14 protein-coding genes are annotated in these 16,456 nt (G+C 35.1%); 7 read left to right on the forward strand and 7 right to left on the reverse strand.

Annotated elements, in window-relative coordinates; genetic code table 11:
* Nucleotides 1-284: 284 nt before the first annotated feature.
* Nucleotides 285-1,172, reverse strand: coding sequence for a DMT family transporter (locus tag K1X44_03020; protein ID MBX7146263.1), 888 nt, complete (start codon nt 1,170-1,172; stop codon nt 285-287).
* Between the two features lie 171 nt (nt 1,173-1,343).
* On the opposite strand from K1X44_03020, the gene K1X44_03025 reads away from it, so the two are divergent.
* Nucleotides 1,344-3,299, forward strand: coding sequence for an acetoacetate--CoA ligase (locus K1X44_03025; protein MBX7146264.1), 1,956 nt, complete (start codon nt 1,344-1,346; stop codon nt 3,297-3,299).
* An 11-nt stretch (nt 3,300-3,310) separates the two neighbouring features.
* Entirely contained in the window at nt 3,311-4,678 is a 1,368-nt protein-coding gene (locus K1X44_03030; protein ID MBX7146265.1) for a DNA recombination protein RmuC, read from the forward strand.
* Between the two features lie 4 nt (nt 4,679-4,682).
* Here K1X44_03030 and K1X44_03035 read toward each other — a convergent pair whose 3' ends face one another.
* The 5 genes from K1X44_03035 to mutM are packed head-to-tail and all read right to left on the reverse strand — an operon-like array spanning nt 4,683 to nt 9,654.
* Nucleotides 4,683-6,035 carry an MFS transporter gene (locus K1X44_03035; GenBank protein MBX7146266.1) on the reverse strand — a complete coding sequence of 451 codons (1,353 nt, stop codon included), beginning with the start codon at nt 6,033-6,035 and terminating at the stop codon, nt 4,683-4,685.
* Between the two features lie 27 nt (nt 6,036-6,062).
* A complete protein-coding gene (locus K1X44_03040; protein ID MBX7146267.1) occupies nt 6,063-6,638 on the reverse strand; it encodes an ActR/PrrA/RegA family redox response regulator transcription factor in 576 nt (191 codons plus the stop codon).
* Nucleotides 6,639-6,646: 8 nt separating this feature from the next.
* Entirely contained in the window at nt 6,647-7,972 is a 1,326-nt protein-coding gene (locus K1X44_03045) for an ActS/PrrB/RegB family redox-sensitive histidine kinase (protein ID MBX7146268.1), read from the reverse strand.
* A 25-nt stretch (nt 7,973-7,997) separates the two neighbouring features.
* A complete protein-coding gene (locus K1X44_03050) occupies nt 7,998-8,774 on the reverse strand; it encodes an enoyl-CoA hydratase (protein ID MBX7146269.1) in 777 nt (258 codons plus the stop codon).
* A gap of 52 nt (nt 8,775-8,826) precedes the next feature.
* On the reverse strand, nt 8,827-9,654 hold the full coding sequence (mutM, locus tag K1X44_03055; GenBank protein MBX7146270.1) for a bifunctional DNA-formamidopyrimidine glycosylase/DNA-(apurinic or apyrimidinic site) lyase: 828 nt from the start codon (nt 9,652-9,654) through the stop codon (nt 8,827-8,829).
* Between the two features lie 46 nt (nt 9,655-9,700).
* On the opposite strand from mutM, the gene ubiE reads away from it, so the two are divergent.
* Genes ubiE through moeB form a run of 5 tightly spaced genes read left to right on the forward strand, consistent with a single transcriptional unit; the run spans nt 9,701 to nt 14,553 of the window.
* Entirely contained in the window at nt 9,701-10,474 is a 774-nt protein-coding gene (gene ubiE / locus K1X44_03060; GenBank protein ID MBX7146271.1) for a bifunctional demethylmenaquinone methyltransferase/2-methoxy-6-polyprenyl-1,4-benzoquinol methylase UbiE, read from the forward strand.
* A 19-nt stretch (nt 10,475-10,493) separates the two neighbouring features.
* Nucleotides 10,494-12,086: a 2-polyprenylphenol 6-hydroxylase gene (ubiB, locus tag K1X44_03065; protein ID MBX7146272.1), complete on the forward strand. Its 1,593-nt coding sequence runs from the start codon at nt 10,494-10,496 to the stop codon at nt 12,084-12,086.
* A gap of 19 nt (nt 12,087-12,105) precedes the next feature.
* Nucleotides 12,106-13,329, forward strand: a complete 1,224-nt coding sequence (gene coaBC, locus K1X44_03070) for a bifunctional phosphopantothenoylcysteine decarboxylase/phosphopantothenate--cysteine ligase CoaBC (protein ID MBX7146273.1) — start codon at nt 12,106-12,108, stop codon at nt 13,327-13,329.
* Nucleotides 13,330-13,335: 6 nt separating this feature from the next.
* The gene (dut, locus tag K1X44_03075; protein ID MBX7146274.1) at nt 13,336-13,779 is read left to right on the forward strand and encodes a dUTP diphosphatase; all 444 of its coding nucleotides are present in this window, start codon (nt 13,336-13,338) and stop codon (nt 13,777-13,779) included.
* Nucleotides 13,780-14,553, forward strand: a complete 774-nt coding sequence (moeB, locus tag K1X44_03080) for a molybdopterin-synthase adenylyltransferase MoeB (protein MBX7146275.1) — start codon at nt 13,780-13,782, stop codon at nt 14,551-14,553.
* A 30-nt stretch (nt 14,554-14,583) separates the two neighbouring features.
* Here the strand turns inward: moeB and mutL are convergent, their stop codons facing one another.
* A complete protein-coding gene (gene mutL, locus K1X44_03085) occupies nt 14,584-16,428 on the reverse strand; it encodes a DNA mismatch repair endonuclease MutL (GenBank protein MBX7146276.1) in 1,845 nt (614 codons plus the stop codon).
* Nucleotides 16,429-16,456: the final 28 nt, after the last annotated feature.

Raw genomic sequence — 16,456 nt, forward strand, 5'->3', positions numbered from 1 at the left:
AAAAACACAGGAAAGCATAAAAACAAAACCAAAAAACCAACGGAAAAATGTAATATAAAAAGAATGAAGAGAAGATGATAAAAAACGTACACTTGCACCCATGCAAGAAAAGAATAAAGCTGCAGCTATCATCCATAAGGCAGCCTTGGTTGAAAGAGAAACAGACAAAATTAAAAAAACCAATCTATTTTAATATTATAATAAATGAATATAAATTTAGAAATTTAGTGAAAATAAAAACTATCTATTATTCTTATTAAGAGTGTTAAATTTTAATAAATATTTTATGCAAGTTTAGCCCTCTCTTTTTTCAGAACTTTTTCCCGGTACGCAATATAAAGTGTTGATAGAATAATAATTGCAGATCCTATCCATGTCCACAAATCTGGCAATTCAGAAAATAAAAACCATCCCAAAATAACAGCAAAAATCATCCGAATATAATCATAAGCCATGACATGCGACGCATCTGCTAAACTAAAAGAATAAACCATACAAAGATGGGCAATTGACCCAGAAAAGCCAATACCAATTAACCATGGCCAATCTTGCCATTCAGGCCATGACCAATGGAAAAGAGCCAAAGGTAAAGATAAAGGTGTTAAAATAAAGGTTGTATGTAAAACAATAGCATAAACACTTTCTGTTGCTGTTAATTTTTTGACAATAACAGTGACTAAGGCCGTAATAAAAGCCGCAGCAAGCGTATAGATCATCCCATAATTTATATTGTGCATATCAGGACGGATAATGATCAAAATACCCGCAAACCCAACAATAATTGCAGACCAACGGCGATAACGAACTTTTTCATTTAAAAGAATTATTGATAAGATAGTTGCAAAAATTGGTATGGTAAAACTTAATGCAGTTGCTTGGGCAAAAGGAATTAATGCTAATCCCATAAAACTAAATAACGTTCCAAGTAAACTAAGACAAGAACGCCAAAAATAAAGCCCCCATTGATTTGATCCTAAAAAACCTGCCCAATATTTAATAAGCCAGGGCACCATAAAAACAAAACCAAATAAACAGCGAAAAAAAACAATTTCAAAAGGATGAATTGAACTTGATAACAAACGCACACTAGCCCCTAGCCATGAAAAAAACAGGGCAGCTGTAATCATTAATAAGGTAGCTTTGGTAGATAAGGATAAAGAACGGGGAAACAAAAGACCCAACCAATACAAAATCATTAACAAGATATGTAAATTAATGTATCACTTAATATACAATCGTAAAGGTCTAATAAAAAACCTTAACATTTGGAATAAAATCTTCGGATTTTATCCAAAACTATGTTAAAAATAGACCAATATTCTATATCACAAGCAGGAGATATCATGAAACCCTTATGGGCACCAAGTTCACAACGCATTGCGACAAGCAATATGGCGGCCTTCATAAATGTTTTAAATGCTAAGGGACACAACCTATCCACCACAAATTACGATCATATTCATCAATGGTCGATTGAGCATCCTGAACAGTTTTGGCACTCAATATGGAATTTTTGCGATGTGATTGGGGAACATCATGAAAAAGATCCTGTTCTTATCAACAAAGATCAAATGCCAGGGGCTGTTTTTTTTCCAAAAGCACGATTAAACTTCGCTGAAAATTTATTAAGACGGCGTGACACAGAACCAGCTTTATTTTTTTGGGGTGAAAATCAAGTCAGACGTTCTTTAACCTACAAAGAACTTTATGATTTAACTTCTGAGCTTGTTCAAATGATGCAAGAGATGGGATTAAAAGCAGGCGACAGAATTGCGGCTTTTACAGCTAACACGCCTGAAACTGTGGCTGCTATGTTGGCAACCAGCGCCTTAGGATGTATCTGGTCATCATGTTCCCCTGATTTTGGGGTTAAAGGTGTTATTGATCGCTTTGGTCAAATTCAACCCAAATTACTTTTTTGTACGGATGGATATTTTTATAATGGCAAATCCTTTAATAGTTTAGACAAAGTACAAGAATTTATCAAAGAATTACCAACTGTCGAAAAGGTTATTGTTTTACCCTATCTTGAAAACTCCCCTCTTCCCAAATTAAACAAACCTATCCGTACCTTAAAGGAAATTACAACCACCTATAAACCTGGGACCATTTCATTTGCAAAATTGCCCTTTAACCATCCCCTTTACATTATGTTTACATCAGGTACAACAGGTGTACCTAAATGTATTATTCATGGTGCGGGTGGAACTTTGCTTCAACATTTAAAGGAACACCAGCTTCATTGTGATATCAAAAAAAATGACCGTATGTTTTATTTTACAACATGCAGTTGGATGATGTGGAACTGGTTAATTAGTGGTCTTGCCTCAAACGCATCCTTAATGCTTTATGATGGGTCCCCATTTTATTTAGATGGCAAAATTCTTTTTGATTATGCAGAACAAGAACAATGCACCTTTTTTGGAACATCCGCCAAATTTATTGATGCCTGTCACAAAGCACATTTAAATCCTATAGAAACACATAATTTATCTAACTTAAAAACCATTACATCAACGGGATCCCCCTTGTCACCTGATGGGTTTGAATATGTTTATACCCACATTAAAAAAGATGTCCTTCTTTCTTCTATTTCGGGAGGGACAGATATCATATCATGTTTTGTTTTAGGCAACCCCACAAATGCTGTTTGGCCAGGTCAAATCCAAGCCAAAGGTTTAGGGATGAGCGTTGAAATATGGAACGACCAAGGCCAACCTGTTGTTGAAAAGAAAGGGGAATTGGTTTGCACAAAACCTTTTCCATCTATGCCCCTTGGATTTTGGAATGATCCCTTGGCTCAACGATACCATGATGCTTATTTTAAAAAATTTCCCAATATTTGGTATCATGGGGACTATGCCGAAATTACCAAAGAAGGCGGTATTATTATTCATGGAAGATCGGATGCTGTTTTGAACCCTGGCGGCGTTCGGATTGGGACGGCAGAAATTTACCGGGAAGTTGAACAATTAGAGGAAATTGAAGAAAGTCTTGTCATTGGACAAGATTGGCAAAATGACGTACGCGTTATTTTGTTTCTGAAGCTACGGCAAGGATTAACCCTTGATGAAAAATTAGAAAATAAAATCAAACAGCAAATTAAAACAAATACGACCCCAAGGCACGTACCAGCCAAAATTATTCAAATTCAAGATATTCCTAAAACAAAAAATGGCAAAATTGTTGAACTTGCGGTCAGGGATGTCATTGCAGGATTGCCCATTAAAAATAAGGAAGCCTTGGCCAACCCGGATGCCCTAGATTTTTATCGCAATCTAGCCCAATTACAAAGTTAAAGGTTATAAATATGTATTTTTTAGGGTTAATTCTTATTGGTTTTTTAATTCTTACGGTTCTTTTTTTGGGTATAGTTTGTTATAAATTTTATCGTCAAAGCGACCTATGGCGACACAAAGCAGAGGTCGCAACCCTGGAAAAAGTTGAAGCGTTAACACTGGCCAAAGAAAGTGAAACCCTTCACCAAAAATTTCAAGATACCTATGCAGAATTAGCCGCCACAAAAGAAAAATTAGCGGTTGCGATGCGTGATCATCATAGTTTGGTCCACGAGTTTCAAAAGATTGCCCAAGATGTTTTAAAGCACAGCAAAGAAGATTTTATTAAATTAGCGGATCAAGTTTTTGAAAAACATAAAAATGCTGCCCAAAGTGATTTACAAAAGGGGCAAGAAATTTTAACAAATTTAACCAAACCTATCGAACAATCTTTAAAAGAATATCAAGAAAAACTCCATGATATTGAAAAAGCACGAAGCAATGATTTTGGCAGACTAAATGCTGAAATACGCCAAATGAATGAATTACAAAATTTGGTCCGACAAGAAACAGGCAAATTAACCCATGCGTTAAAGGCATCACCCAAAACTAGGGGACGTTGGGGTGAATATCAATTGCGTAATTTATTAGAGCTTTCCGGCATGTCCCTTTATTGCGATTTTAAAACAGAGGTTCATATGCAACGGGGTGATGAACGATTACGCCCCGATGTTATTATACGTCTCCCTGAAAATGGGGCGATTGTAGTTGATGCTAAAACATCACTTGATGCCTATCTTGAAGCGGTTGATACAAGTGATGACCAGAAAAAACAAGAACATTTAAAAAAACATGCCCAGCATTTAAGAGATCATTATAAAAAATTATCAGAAAAAGCGTATTGGGAAAATTTGGATGTATCACCAGATTTCGTTGCCATGTTTATTCCAGGTGATCATTTTTATAATGCCGCCTTGGAATATGATCCCAATCTTTTTGAAGATGCGTTTAAAAATAATGTTTTAATTGTAACACCCGGTACCCTAATTGCCTTGGCCAAAGTTGTGGCCCGTGTATGGCGCCAACAAAATATGATCGAAAATGTTCAAGAAATTGCCCATATTGGCAAAAACCTTTTTCAAGCTTTTGTAACGATGAATGATCATTTAATTGATGTAAGTAAAAATTTACGCCGCACAGTCGAAAGCCACGATAGATTAATCGGAAGTTATGATGCCAACGTTTTACCCAAGGCACGAAAATTACAGGAATTAGATATCGGCCACGCCATAAATAAAATTAAAGAAGTAGATATTTTATCCCTAGAACCACGATTACCCAAAGGCAAAAATATTGATGACCCTAAAGTCACAAATTTGACTTATCATCCTAAAACATAATATTTTATAATTTTTGTAAGCGCATGGCATAAAACCCATCCATTCCACCTTGTTCCTTCCAATAACATGGCAGCGTACGAAGTTCCCCCCTTGAGGTTAAACAATAATCAAGTCCATAAATTTCTTCTGCTTTAATAGGTATAAAATTCCAACGCTTATTTGATTCTGCTAATAAACGATCGAGATGATATTCGCCTTCTTCTTTATTAAGGGAACAGGTCGAAAAAACTAAAATACCCCCATGATCCAACATATCATAGGCTGCATTTAAAAATTTAACTTGTTGGGTGGCCATAAATTCAACATCACGTAATTGTCGAAGCCACATGATATCTGGATTACGCCGCAATGTACCTGTTGCTGAACAAGGGGCATCTAATAAAATATGGGAATAAAGTTTGTGTGGGGTCCAATTTAAAATATCCGCACAAATCACATCGGCTGAAAATTTTAAACGAGCAAGATTTTCTTTTAATTTTACTAATCTTTGTTCTGAATGATCAACAGCTGTAACTTTAGCACCCAATGAAATTAATTGCATCGTTTTACCCCCAGGGGCCGCACAAAGATCAAGAACCTCTTTATCTTTCACGGGTTCTAAAAGCAAAGCGGGTAATGTTGCTGCACTATCTTGGACCCACCATGACCCTTCTTGATAATCTGGCAAATCCTTGATCATACCTTTATAATTTATTTTTCTAATATTATTTGTGGGTAGAATTATCCCATCCAATTTTTCTGCCATGTCCTTAAGATTTAATGTTGGGTGTATATTAAGATCCAAAGGGGGAATTATTTCCTGAATTTCGATAATGGCTTTAGCTGTATTTTCACCGTAATGTTGTTTTAAACTTTGCCATAACCAAATTGGTACGTTAAAATGACAGGGAATATTTTTTAAAACTTTAAAATCTTCCTGTGTAATCCTGCGCAAAATTGCATTTATAAATTTCTTAGATGCAAGTAAAGATAAATGATTTTTTGATGAAGATTTTTTTGACAAATCATCAGAACCTGCCAATTCAACCCCAGCCAATTCAACCATCGTTGAAATAACAGCATAGGCAGGTATCTCAAGCCATAGTAATTGAGTAAGAGCCAATCTTAGAATATTTTTTAACTTTAAATCTTTCTTTTTAAAGGGACGTTTCACATAGTGGGCTAGAATATAATCAATGTGCCCCAAATGACGCAAACAGGTTAAAAGAAGATGATGGGTAAAAGAACGATCACGTTTTTCTAAATTACGCCATTCATGATGCTGGGCTAAAGCTTGGTCTATATTTTCATGTAATTCTAAAATTCTATGTAAAACATCACAAGAAATTTTTCTGGATAACAACTTTGCGTTTATCAATCATACCCCTATCAAATAACGTCCTATTCAGTTACGCGGCCCATATTTCGATAATATTCTTTGTAATGTCCTACGGTGCATTCTAAGCTGTCTAGCCGTTTCCGACACATTGCGATCACATTGTTCAAAAACACGTTGAATATGTTCCCATTTAACTCGATCTGCTGACATAAGTTTTTCAGGTAAAGGTGGAAGCGCATTTTTATAATCAAGCAAAGCTGATTCAATGGCATCCGCATCAGCAGGTTTTGGTAAATAATCAACCGCCCCTTTTTTAATAGCAGCAACCGCACTTGCAATATTACCATATCCTGTCAATACAACAATACGGGCCAACGGGTACAGCTCTTTTAATACACTGACAACTTCTAACCCATTTCCATCTTGAAGTCTGAGATCAATAACGGCGTAATTAGGTGCAAATGTACACGCAACGTCAATACCACTTGCAACACTCTCGGCCTTGGCAACAACAAAGCCACGCCTTTCCATCGCCATTGAAAGACGTTCACGAAAAACTTCATCGTCATCAATAATTAAAAGATTTTTTTGGAAAATTTCTTTATCCAAATTTTTCTTTTCTTGTTTAAAATTTTTTTCCATCATCATAACTACTCTCTTACCAAATCATCTAAGGCCCAAATAATTTTTACTTCTGCCCCTTTTTTGGGGTCATGTTGATTACTAAAAACTAACTGTGCTCCTGTTCGTTCAAGCAATGTTTGGGCAATAAAAATTCCAAGTCCCATAGATTGATAATTTTCTTCACGGGCATATGTTCGATCGGTTAGATAGGGCGACCCTAATTGATCAAGTATATAAGGGATAAAACCTGGCCCATCGTCTTGAATGATGACAGAAATTATATTTTTCTCAAGCACAATAAAAATATTAATTTTTTTTAAGGCAAATTGAAACGCATTTTGTATAAGAGTGCCAAGCCCATGAATGATTTCAGGACTTGCTGGAATCAAAGCTAATAGTTGCGCTTTATCTTCTATATTATATTCTATATTTTTTTGATAATAAGGTTCAGCTGCTAATTTAATAATTTCAACTAAAGGTAAATTATTAAAAGATTGTTCAAAATCTATATTCTGTTTATTTAATTCTTTTTTTGATACCAATTCTGCAAGAATTTTGCTACAACGCTGTGTCTGTCCAAGCAAAAGAGAAACATCTTCATATAATGGGCTTTGCGGTGGTACATCATGCATCATATCACGTGCGATTACCGAAATTGTACTTAAAGGACTTGCCAATGCATGGGCCGCCGCCGCAGCTTGCGCCCCCAAGGCTGAAAAATGTCGTTCTCGGTCCAAAGATAATTCTGCCATTTGCAGTGCTTCTGATACTTTACGCGCTTCTTCAACAACACTTATAATATAAAGTGTAATAAAAATTATCGAAACAATTAAAGCTACTGCCAACCCTAAAACAAAAAGTCTTGGTAAATGAAAAAGAGATTGATCACTAAAAAAGGATGGCGACCAGGGCAAAGGATGATGAATAAAAGCCAATAAAATTACTATAATTAAAGCCAAACTTCCTAATCTTAATGTAGTTTGCCGGGACAAAACAGTCGCCGAAATAATGACAGGTGCCAAAATCAATAACGCAAAAGGATTGTATAACCCACCTGTTAAATATAGAAGTATGGCAAGTTGTAAAAGATCAAAAACAAGATAAAGCGCAACCTGGTGATTATTAAGCCATCCTCTAGCTGGAAGATGATAAGTTGCTGCAATATTAACAATAATTGAGGCACCGATCACAACTAAACACCAAGTTAAAGGTAAAGAATATTTAAAGATAAACCCAACGACACCAAGCGTAATAATCTGCCCTGTAAGGGCAATCCAACGAATAAGAACTAAAGTACGTTGGCGCACCTTAGCATGATAGGTTAAATTATGAGCAAATATATTTTGCTTCATAATATTAAATTAAATAGGTGGAAAACTATTCATGGGTAAATTTGGCTGGACGTTTTTCAACAAAAGCATTCATCCCTTCTTTTCTATCTTTTAAAGCAAAACTTGCATGGAAAAGACGACGTTCAAAATGAATGCCTTCTTGTAAAGTTCCCTCATACGCTTCGTTCACGGCTTCTTTAACCATCATGGTAACAGGTAAAGACATAGATGCTATTTTATCAGCCAACTTGGTTGTTTCTTCAATTAAATTTGCAACAGGTACAATTTTAGCAACCAATCCTAAACGCTCGGCTTCAGTTGCATCCATCATACGCCCTGTTAAACACATTTCCATAGCTTTTGATTTACCGACCATACGTGTTAAACGTTGTGTCCCACCAGCGCCAGGAATTGTTCCAATAGTGATTTCTGGTTGACCAAATTTTGCATTATCTGCTGCCAAAATAATGTCACACATCATCGCAAGTTCGCATCCACCCCCAAGTGCATATCCAGCCACAGCTGCTATCGTTGGTTTACGGCATTTACTTATTCGCTCCCAGCCATCCGTAATGAAATCACTTAAATAGACATCAGCAAAATCCAAATTTTGCATTTCTTTAATATCAGCGCCGGCTGCAAAAACTTTATCACTTCCTGTTAAAACTATAACTTTAATTGTTGGATCAGTTTCATAATCATTTAATATATCATTAACTTCACTAATTAAGGTACGGCAAAGGGCATTCATAGCTTGTGGTCTGTTTAAAGTGATCCACCCTATTGGTTTCTTTTTTTCAACCTTAATTGTTTCATATGACATATTAAACTCCTTTAATATCAAATTTAGAATCAATAATATTTTTTCAACCCTATCATTTTTGGCACTTTTGGCAATAATAGGTTGAACGGCCAGCTTGAATTATTTTCATAATCCCAATTTTAGATTTACATTTAACACAAGCTTTCCCTTCTTTACCATAAACAGCCCATTGATGTTGAAAATAACCTAATTCGCCATTTATCTTTTTATAATCTTTAAGCGAAGATCCACCCGCTTTAATAGCTTTTTTTAAAACCTTTTGAATTGATAAAGCAAGTTTTTGTGCCTCATTATTTTTAATTGTTGAAGCAATACGTTGAGGCAAGATCCCTGCATCAAATAAACTTTCACATACATATATATTGCCCAAACCACTAACAACAGTTTGATCTAATAAAACAGATTTTATGGATCCCGTTTTTTTAGAAATAATCTGTTCCAATATTTTACCATTAAATTTTTTATCTAGGGGTTCAGGGCCCAATTTTTTAAATAAAGGATAATCCATTAATTGATTTTCATAAATCAAATCCATCATCCCAAAACGTCTAGGATCATTATAAGCTATTTTAGTACCTTGTGTTGTCGTCACAACAATGTGATCATGTTTAAGAGGTTTTTGTAATTGGGTTCTTAAAGCAAAACTTCCAGACATTCCTAAATGACAAATCCAAATTAACCCATGGCTTAACCGAATCACTATATATTTTGCTTTTCTTGTAACATCTATTATTTCTTTATCTTTTAAAGATAATTGAAATTTTTCAGGTAAAAAAGACCGCAGTTGGTTATGATAAACATCAACCTTTTTAATCGATTGCCCTTTAAGATATAAAGCTAAAGCCTGGCACGTCGTTTCAACTTCTGGTAATTCTGGCATAATTTTAATAGTAGCATATAAAAAACTTTAAGATTATTGTAATTCTATGGAAAAAGACAATAAAGACACATGGTTTGGAAACCTAGCTGTAGATTATCAAGAAAAAACTTCTCTTGTCCATGATCTATTTAAGCGGGTGGCAGGGCATTATGATCTTATGAATAACCTTATGTCTTTGGGGATTCATCATGTATGGAAAAGACAGCTGGTCAAACTTATTAATCCTAAACCTAATGAAATTATGGCTGATGTTGCAGGTGGGACAGGTGATATATCTTTTCGTCTTTTATCTTATTGCGGTGGCGAGAAAAATCTTCAAGAATTTGGGGGACAAATTCTTGTCTGTGATTTAACCCTTGAAATGCTTCAACAAGGTCGCCATCGCAGTTTTAATAAAGGAATTGTTCAGGGCATAGAATGGATTGAAAGCAATGCAGAGCATTTACCTTTTAAAAATAACAGTCTTGATATATATATGATTGTTTTTGGGCTTCGCAATGTTGGAAATATTACCCAAGCTTTAAAAGAAGCGCATCGAATTCTAAAACCTGGTGGACGTTTTTTTTGTCTTGAATTTAGTAAGATCATTTATCCTGAATTCGCCCCTTTATATCAATTTTATTCGGATTACATTATTCCCAAATTAGGAAGCCTTATTGCCCAAGATAAACCCGCATACCAATATTTAACTGATAGTATTAAACATTTTCCTGATCAACAAACGTTGGCCCATCTTATTCAAGAAAATAAGTTCAGCCAAATTCGTATACGTAATTTTAGCGCAGGTATTGCTGCCTTACACACAGCTTGGAAAGTATAATTTATAACCATTAAAAATTATGTTAAAACCATTTCAAAATTTTTTAAGATTAATTGGTATTGCTAAAATTCTTGCAAAACATAGGGCTTTGGAACCTTTGGGTTTGTTAATGGAAGCAAGTGGATTCACCCCAGCCACTGTATTTATTGGTCGCATCTTAGCAAAAATAACAAGAAAAAGAAATGGCTCCTTACACCTAAAACCAGGGGAATTAAGACCTGGCCAACGTTTGGCTGCAGCTTTAGCTGAATTAGGTCCTGCCTCTATCAAGCTTGGTCAAATTCTCTCTACACGCTCTGATTTAATTGGGGCATCCATGGCAGCCGATTTGGCCATGCTTCGCGATCGCCTTGAACCTTTTTCTTTTGATAAAGTGCGGCAAATTGTTGAAACCGAACTAGACCAACCTCTTGAAAATATTTTTGTTCATTTTGATCCACGGCCTATTTCTGCCGCATCAATTGCGCAAGTTCACTATGCTATTTTGCCAGCATCACAAAACCAACCTGAACAAAAAGTTGCAGTAAAAGTATTAAGACCTGATATTCAAAAAGCCTTCGCCCGTGATCTTGAGCTTTTTTTCTGGATGGCCAGAATTATCGAAAAAACAAGACCCAGATTACGCAGGTTAAGACCTGTTGCTATTATTGAAACATTTGCCCAAATTGTTGATCTTGAAATGGATCTGCGTCTTGAAGCTGCAGCTGCATCTGAGCTTGCCCAAAATTTTGAAGGTGATCCAACTTACCATATTCCCAAAATATTTTGGGAATATACTAGTCATAAAGTTATGGTTCAAGAACGAATTGAAGGTATTGCTATTGATGATAAAAATGCTTTACAAGCAGCAGGGTTAAATGTTGATGATATATTAAAGCGCGCAGCTGCCATTTTTTTCAGGCAAGTTTTTCGCGATGGTTACTTTCATGGAGACCAACATCCAGGCAATATGTTTGTTAATAGTCAGGGAATTATAAGCCCAGTGGATTTTGGCATTATGGGTCGTTTGGACCAAAAAACACGATATTTTTTGGCAGATATGTTGATGGCTTTTTTAAAACGTGATTATAGAAAGGTTGCAGAAATTCACCGGGAAGCTGGATATATTTCATCAGATCAACCTATTGATCTTTTTGCCCAAGCTTGCCGTTCAATTGGGGAGCCAATTTCTGGAAAAACTTTAACAGACATATCGTTTGCACGGCTTTTGGCACAACTTTTTTCCATTGCCGAAAGATTTGATATGAAAATTCAACCTCAGCTTCTTTTATTACAAAAGAATATGCTTATGGCAGAAGGAATTAGTAGATATCTTAATCCTAATCTTAATCTTTGGGGACTGGCCTATCCTTTAATTGTTGAATGGATGCGTGAACATCGTGGTATTGAAGCCAGAGTAATAGAAAGCATAAAAAACTTTAATAATGTTGTTGATTCTTTTCCTCGATTATTAAAAACGATGGAAAAGATTGAATATAATTTAGAAAAAAATAATGATAAAAATAAAAAAAGAAAATTAATATATAAATATAAGCAAAAAACAACATTTCATTTGATGTTTATATGGTTCATTATTTTTCTTTTATATTTTATAATTATATTTAAATTATAGGATAGATTAAAAATTTATTATGAATTCTTCCCCTTTTTCTTTTCTGTCTAATAAAAATATTTTACTTATTATAAGTGGTGGCATTGCTGCTTATAAAAGTTTAGAGCTTATTCGTCGGTTGCGGGATCAGGGCTGCATTATACGTACCATATTAACAAAACATGGGGCTGAATTTATTACGCCACTTTCTATTACAGCTTTAAGTCATGAAAAAGTTTATAGTGATCTTTTTTCCCTAACAGACGAAAACGAAATGGGGCACATTCGTTTAAGCCGGGAAGCTGATCTTATCCTTATTGCCCCTGCCACTGCTAATATTATGGCAAAAATTGCCCATGGAATTGCAGATGATTTGGCAACCACAGTTGTATTGGCAAGTAATAAGCCCGTTGCCCTTGTTCCTTCTATGAATAGTTTTATGTGGGATAATCCTGTTACCCAGGATAATATTCATTCTTTACAAAAACATGGTAAATATATTATTAATCCTCAAACTGGTGATCTCGCTTGTGGCGAAAAAGGTATGGGGCGTATGGCAGAAATTCCTAATATTATTGAAGGGATTAAATCAATTATTGATAAACCTATTTTAAAAAATAAAATATCTGCATTTGTCACAGCAGGTCCAACAAGGGAACTAATTGATAGCGTTAGATTCATAAGTAACTATTCTTCTGGTAAACAAGGATTAGAAATAGCTAAAAGTTTAGCAAAATCGGGTATAGATACCACTTTAATTATGGGGCCTACTACTTTAGAAAAACCAGCAGGTATTAAGACAATTTTTGTTGAAACGGCTGACCAAATGTTAGATGCTTGTCTTAAGGCTTTACCCGTTGATATTAGCATTTTTACAGCAGCTGTAGCTGACTGGAAAGTAGCCCATCCTTCTGGTCAAAAAATCAAAAAAGAAGCTCATGCTGCCCCCCCCACATTACATCTTATTCCTAATCCAGATATTTTAAAGCAAATTTCTTTTCATCAAAAAAGACCTAAACTAGTTATAGGTTTCGCAGCAGAAACCGAAAATGTCATTGCAAATGCCAAACTTAAAAAAGAAAGAAAAAAATGTGATTGGGTTTTAGCCAATGATGTTTCAATTCCAGAAGAAGTTTTCGGAAATGATAATAACCAAGTTTATTTTATTTCTAATGATGAAGTAGAAACATGGCCTAGAACAAGTAAAAAAAATATTGCAGATCAGCTGGTTCAACGTATTTTCCAACATCTCAATCTTACTTAAAAATTTATGATATCAGTGCCTATAAAAAAAATTGGTTTTGGTCTGAATTTATCTCTTCCCTCTTATGCAACAGAAGGAAGTGCTGGCATGGATTTATTAGCAGCTATCCAAGATCCCTTAGCCTTACCTCCTTTATCGCGTCACCTTGTTCCTACAGGTATTTCTATTGCACTTCCTCTTGGATATGAAGCACAAGTAAGACCAAGATCTGGGTTAGCATTAAAAAATGGCATCACCGTTCTTAATGCACCTGGAACTATAGATAGTGATTACAGGGGGGAAATTTCTGTTATTCTGATTAATCTTGGACAAGAAAATTATATCGTCACACAAGGTCAACGTATTGCCCAATTGATTATATCACCTGTTAGTTTTGTAACATGGTCAGAACAAAACAATTTATCTTCCAGTACGAGACAAGATGGTGGTTTTGGATCAACCGGTACTTAAATGATTAATGAACTTTCTGATCAACAAATTGAACGTTATGCACGACATCTTATTTTACCGGAAATTGGTGATGAAGGACAAAAAAAATTATTAGAAGCGCGTGTTCTTGTTGTAGGCGCAGGTGGTCTTGGTAATCCACTTTTACTATATCTAGCTGCAGCAGGTATTGGTAAATTAGGAATTATTGATGATGATTTAATTGACCTTTCAAATCTTCAACGTCAAATATTATTTGATCCAAAACACATCGGGCAAAACAAAAGTATAACTGCAAAGAAAAAGTTAGAAAAGCTTAATCCAGATATTTTTATTGAAGTTTATCCTACACGTCTTGAGGAAAAAAATTGCGGCTCAATTATAGAAAATTATGACATTGTTGCAGATGGAAGTGATAATTTTGCTACCCGCTATCTTGTTCACGATATTTGTTTTAAATATAAAAAAACATTGGTAAGTGCTGCTTTATTAAAATTTGATGGTCAAATAAGTACATTTAAAGCTTATCTCGGGCAACCCCACCCCTGTTATCGATGTCTTTTTCCAGAAGCACCCCCTTCTGATATGATCCCACGTTGTGAAACAGCAGGGATTATTGGTCCGATTGCAGGTTTATTTGGAACATTACAAGCTATTGAAATTATTAAAGAAATTACGAATATTGGTACTAGTCTTTCAGGTTTTTTACTTATATATGATGGGCTTCATAGTAATTTTCAAAAAATAAGCTTTCAGCGTAATCCAGATTGCTTTTTATGTAGCCCATCAATCAAATAGATTTGATAATTTAGCGAATAATTTTTATATTTAGCGTCGCCCAAAAAGCCGCTCAATATCGTTAAGATCCAATTCTATATATGTAGGTCGTCCATGGTTACATTGACCACTAAAAGGTGTTGTTTCCATTTGTCTTAAAAGAGCGTTCATTTCATCGATGGTTAAATGTCTTCCCGATCGTACACTGCCATGACATGCCATACTGCTACATATTTCATGCAACCGGTTTTTAAGCGTTAATGTTTGGTCATCTTCCTCTAGCTCGTCTGCTAGATCTTTAATTAAAGCTTCAATATTTGCTTTATCTAATAAAGCTGGAATCTCACGAACTAAAATTTCTTTAGTTCCAAATGGTTCAACAATCAAACCAAATTGGGCTAATTCTTTTTGATGATGCAAAAACTGGGCAACAATAGATTCTTTTAATGTAACAATTTCTGGTAACAATAAAACTTGCCTTGGTACATTACCTTCATTTAAAAATTTTTTTAATTTTTCATAAACCAATCTTTCGTGTGCTGCATGTTGATCAACAATAACAACACTTTTTTTCGTTTGAGCAATAATATATGTATCATGAAGTTGGGCCCTGGCAAAACCCAAAGGATAATCATTTTCTGTATCTATTTTTGTATTAATGGCCAAATTGCTTGCAGGATCCGCATAGAATGTCCGCTCAGGTTCACGCAAGGCAAAAAAACGAGCTTCTGGATTTTTTATATTATATTGCATAGACGGCAATGTTGGGTCGTTTTTATTCGATTCTAATATATTTGTATTATGTGGAACATTATAGAGCACAGCAGGATTTGAATAAGATTTAAAATTTCCTATTGTTTTTTGTCCAATCGTTGCAGAAACTTGATGACCCACGGAAGCTAAGGATTGGCGAATGACACTAATAATTAAATTTCTCATTAATCCAGCATCACGAAAACGAACTTCTGCTTTAGCAGGATGAACATTAACATCAACAAGTTCAGGTAAAATCGTTATATAAAGTACAATAATGGGATAGCGATCTCGGGCTAAAAAATCTTGGTATGCTGTACGTATAGCCATTTGCAAAACCCTGTCTTTAACGGGTCTTTGGTTTACAAAAACATGTTGAGCTTGGGCATTTGCTTTATGTAAAGTTGGCAGTGAGGCAAATCCGGAAATACTTACCCCTTCTCTTTGAATTGAAAGTTCAACCGAATTTTTAATAAAATCCTCCCCAACTAAGGACTTTATGCGTTCTTTTATAATTTCTCTGTCATCATTAATAATAAAAGGGGAGGGCGTTAAATTAAATATTTGTCTTGTATAATCTTTAAAAGAAAAAGAAACCTTGGGATAAGCCAAAGCCAATTTTTCTAAAATATCAAGACTATGATTATATTCTGTTGTGGATGTTTTTAAAAATTTTAACCGCGCAGGCGTTGCAAAAAAAAGGTCACGTAACTCAACACGTGTACCTTGATCAAGAGATGTTGGTTTTATTTTTTCTTTAACACCCCCAATCACCTCAATAGACCATGCATCTTCATGACCAACTTTCCGGCTTGATAAAGTTAACTTACCCACAGCACCAATTGAAGGCAGAGCTTCTCCACGAAATCCAAGTGTTTGAATATTAATCAAATTATTATTAGGTAATTTTGATGTTGCATGTCGTTCAACAGCAAGTTCTAATTCTTGAGCATCCATACCCTTGCCATTGTCAGACACAATAATTAATTCTTTTCCACCTTGTTTAATAGCCACATCAATCTTTGTTGCTCCAGCATCTAAAGCATTTTCAACAAGCTCTTTAATTACAGACGAAGGTCGTTCAACAACCTCCCCTGCAGCAATCTGATTGACAAGAATAGGTGGTAATAAACGCAAAGTCATTTTTTATAATCCTAAAGGTTTAATTAGA

The organism is Alphaproteobacteria bacterium (assembly GCA_019695395.1).
Taxonomy (GTDB): Bacteria; Pseudomonadota; Alphaproteobacteria; order JAEUKQ01; family JAIBAD01; genus JAIBAD01.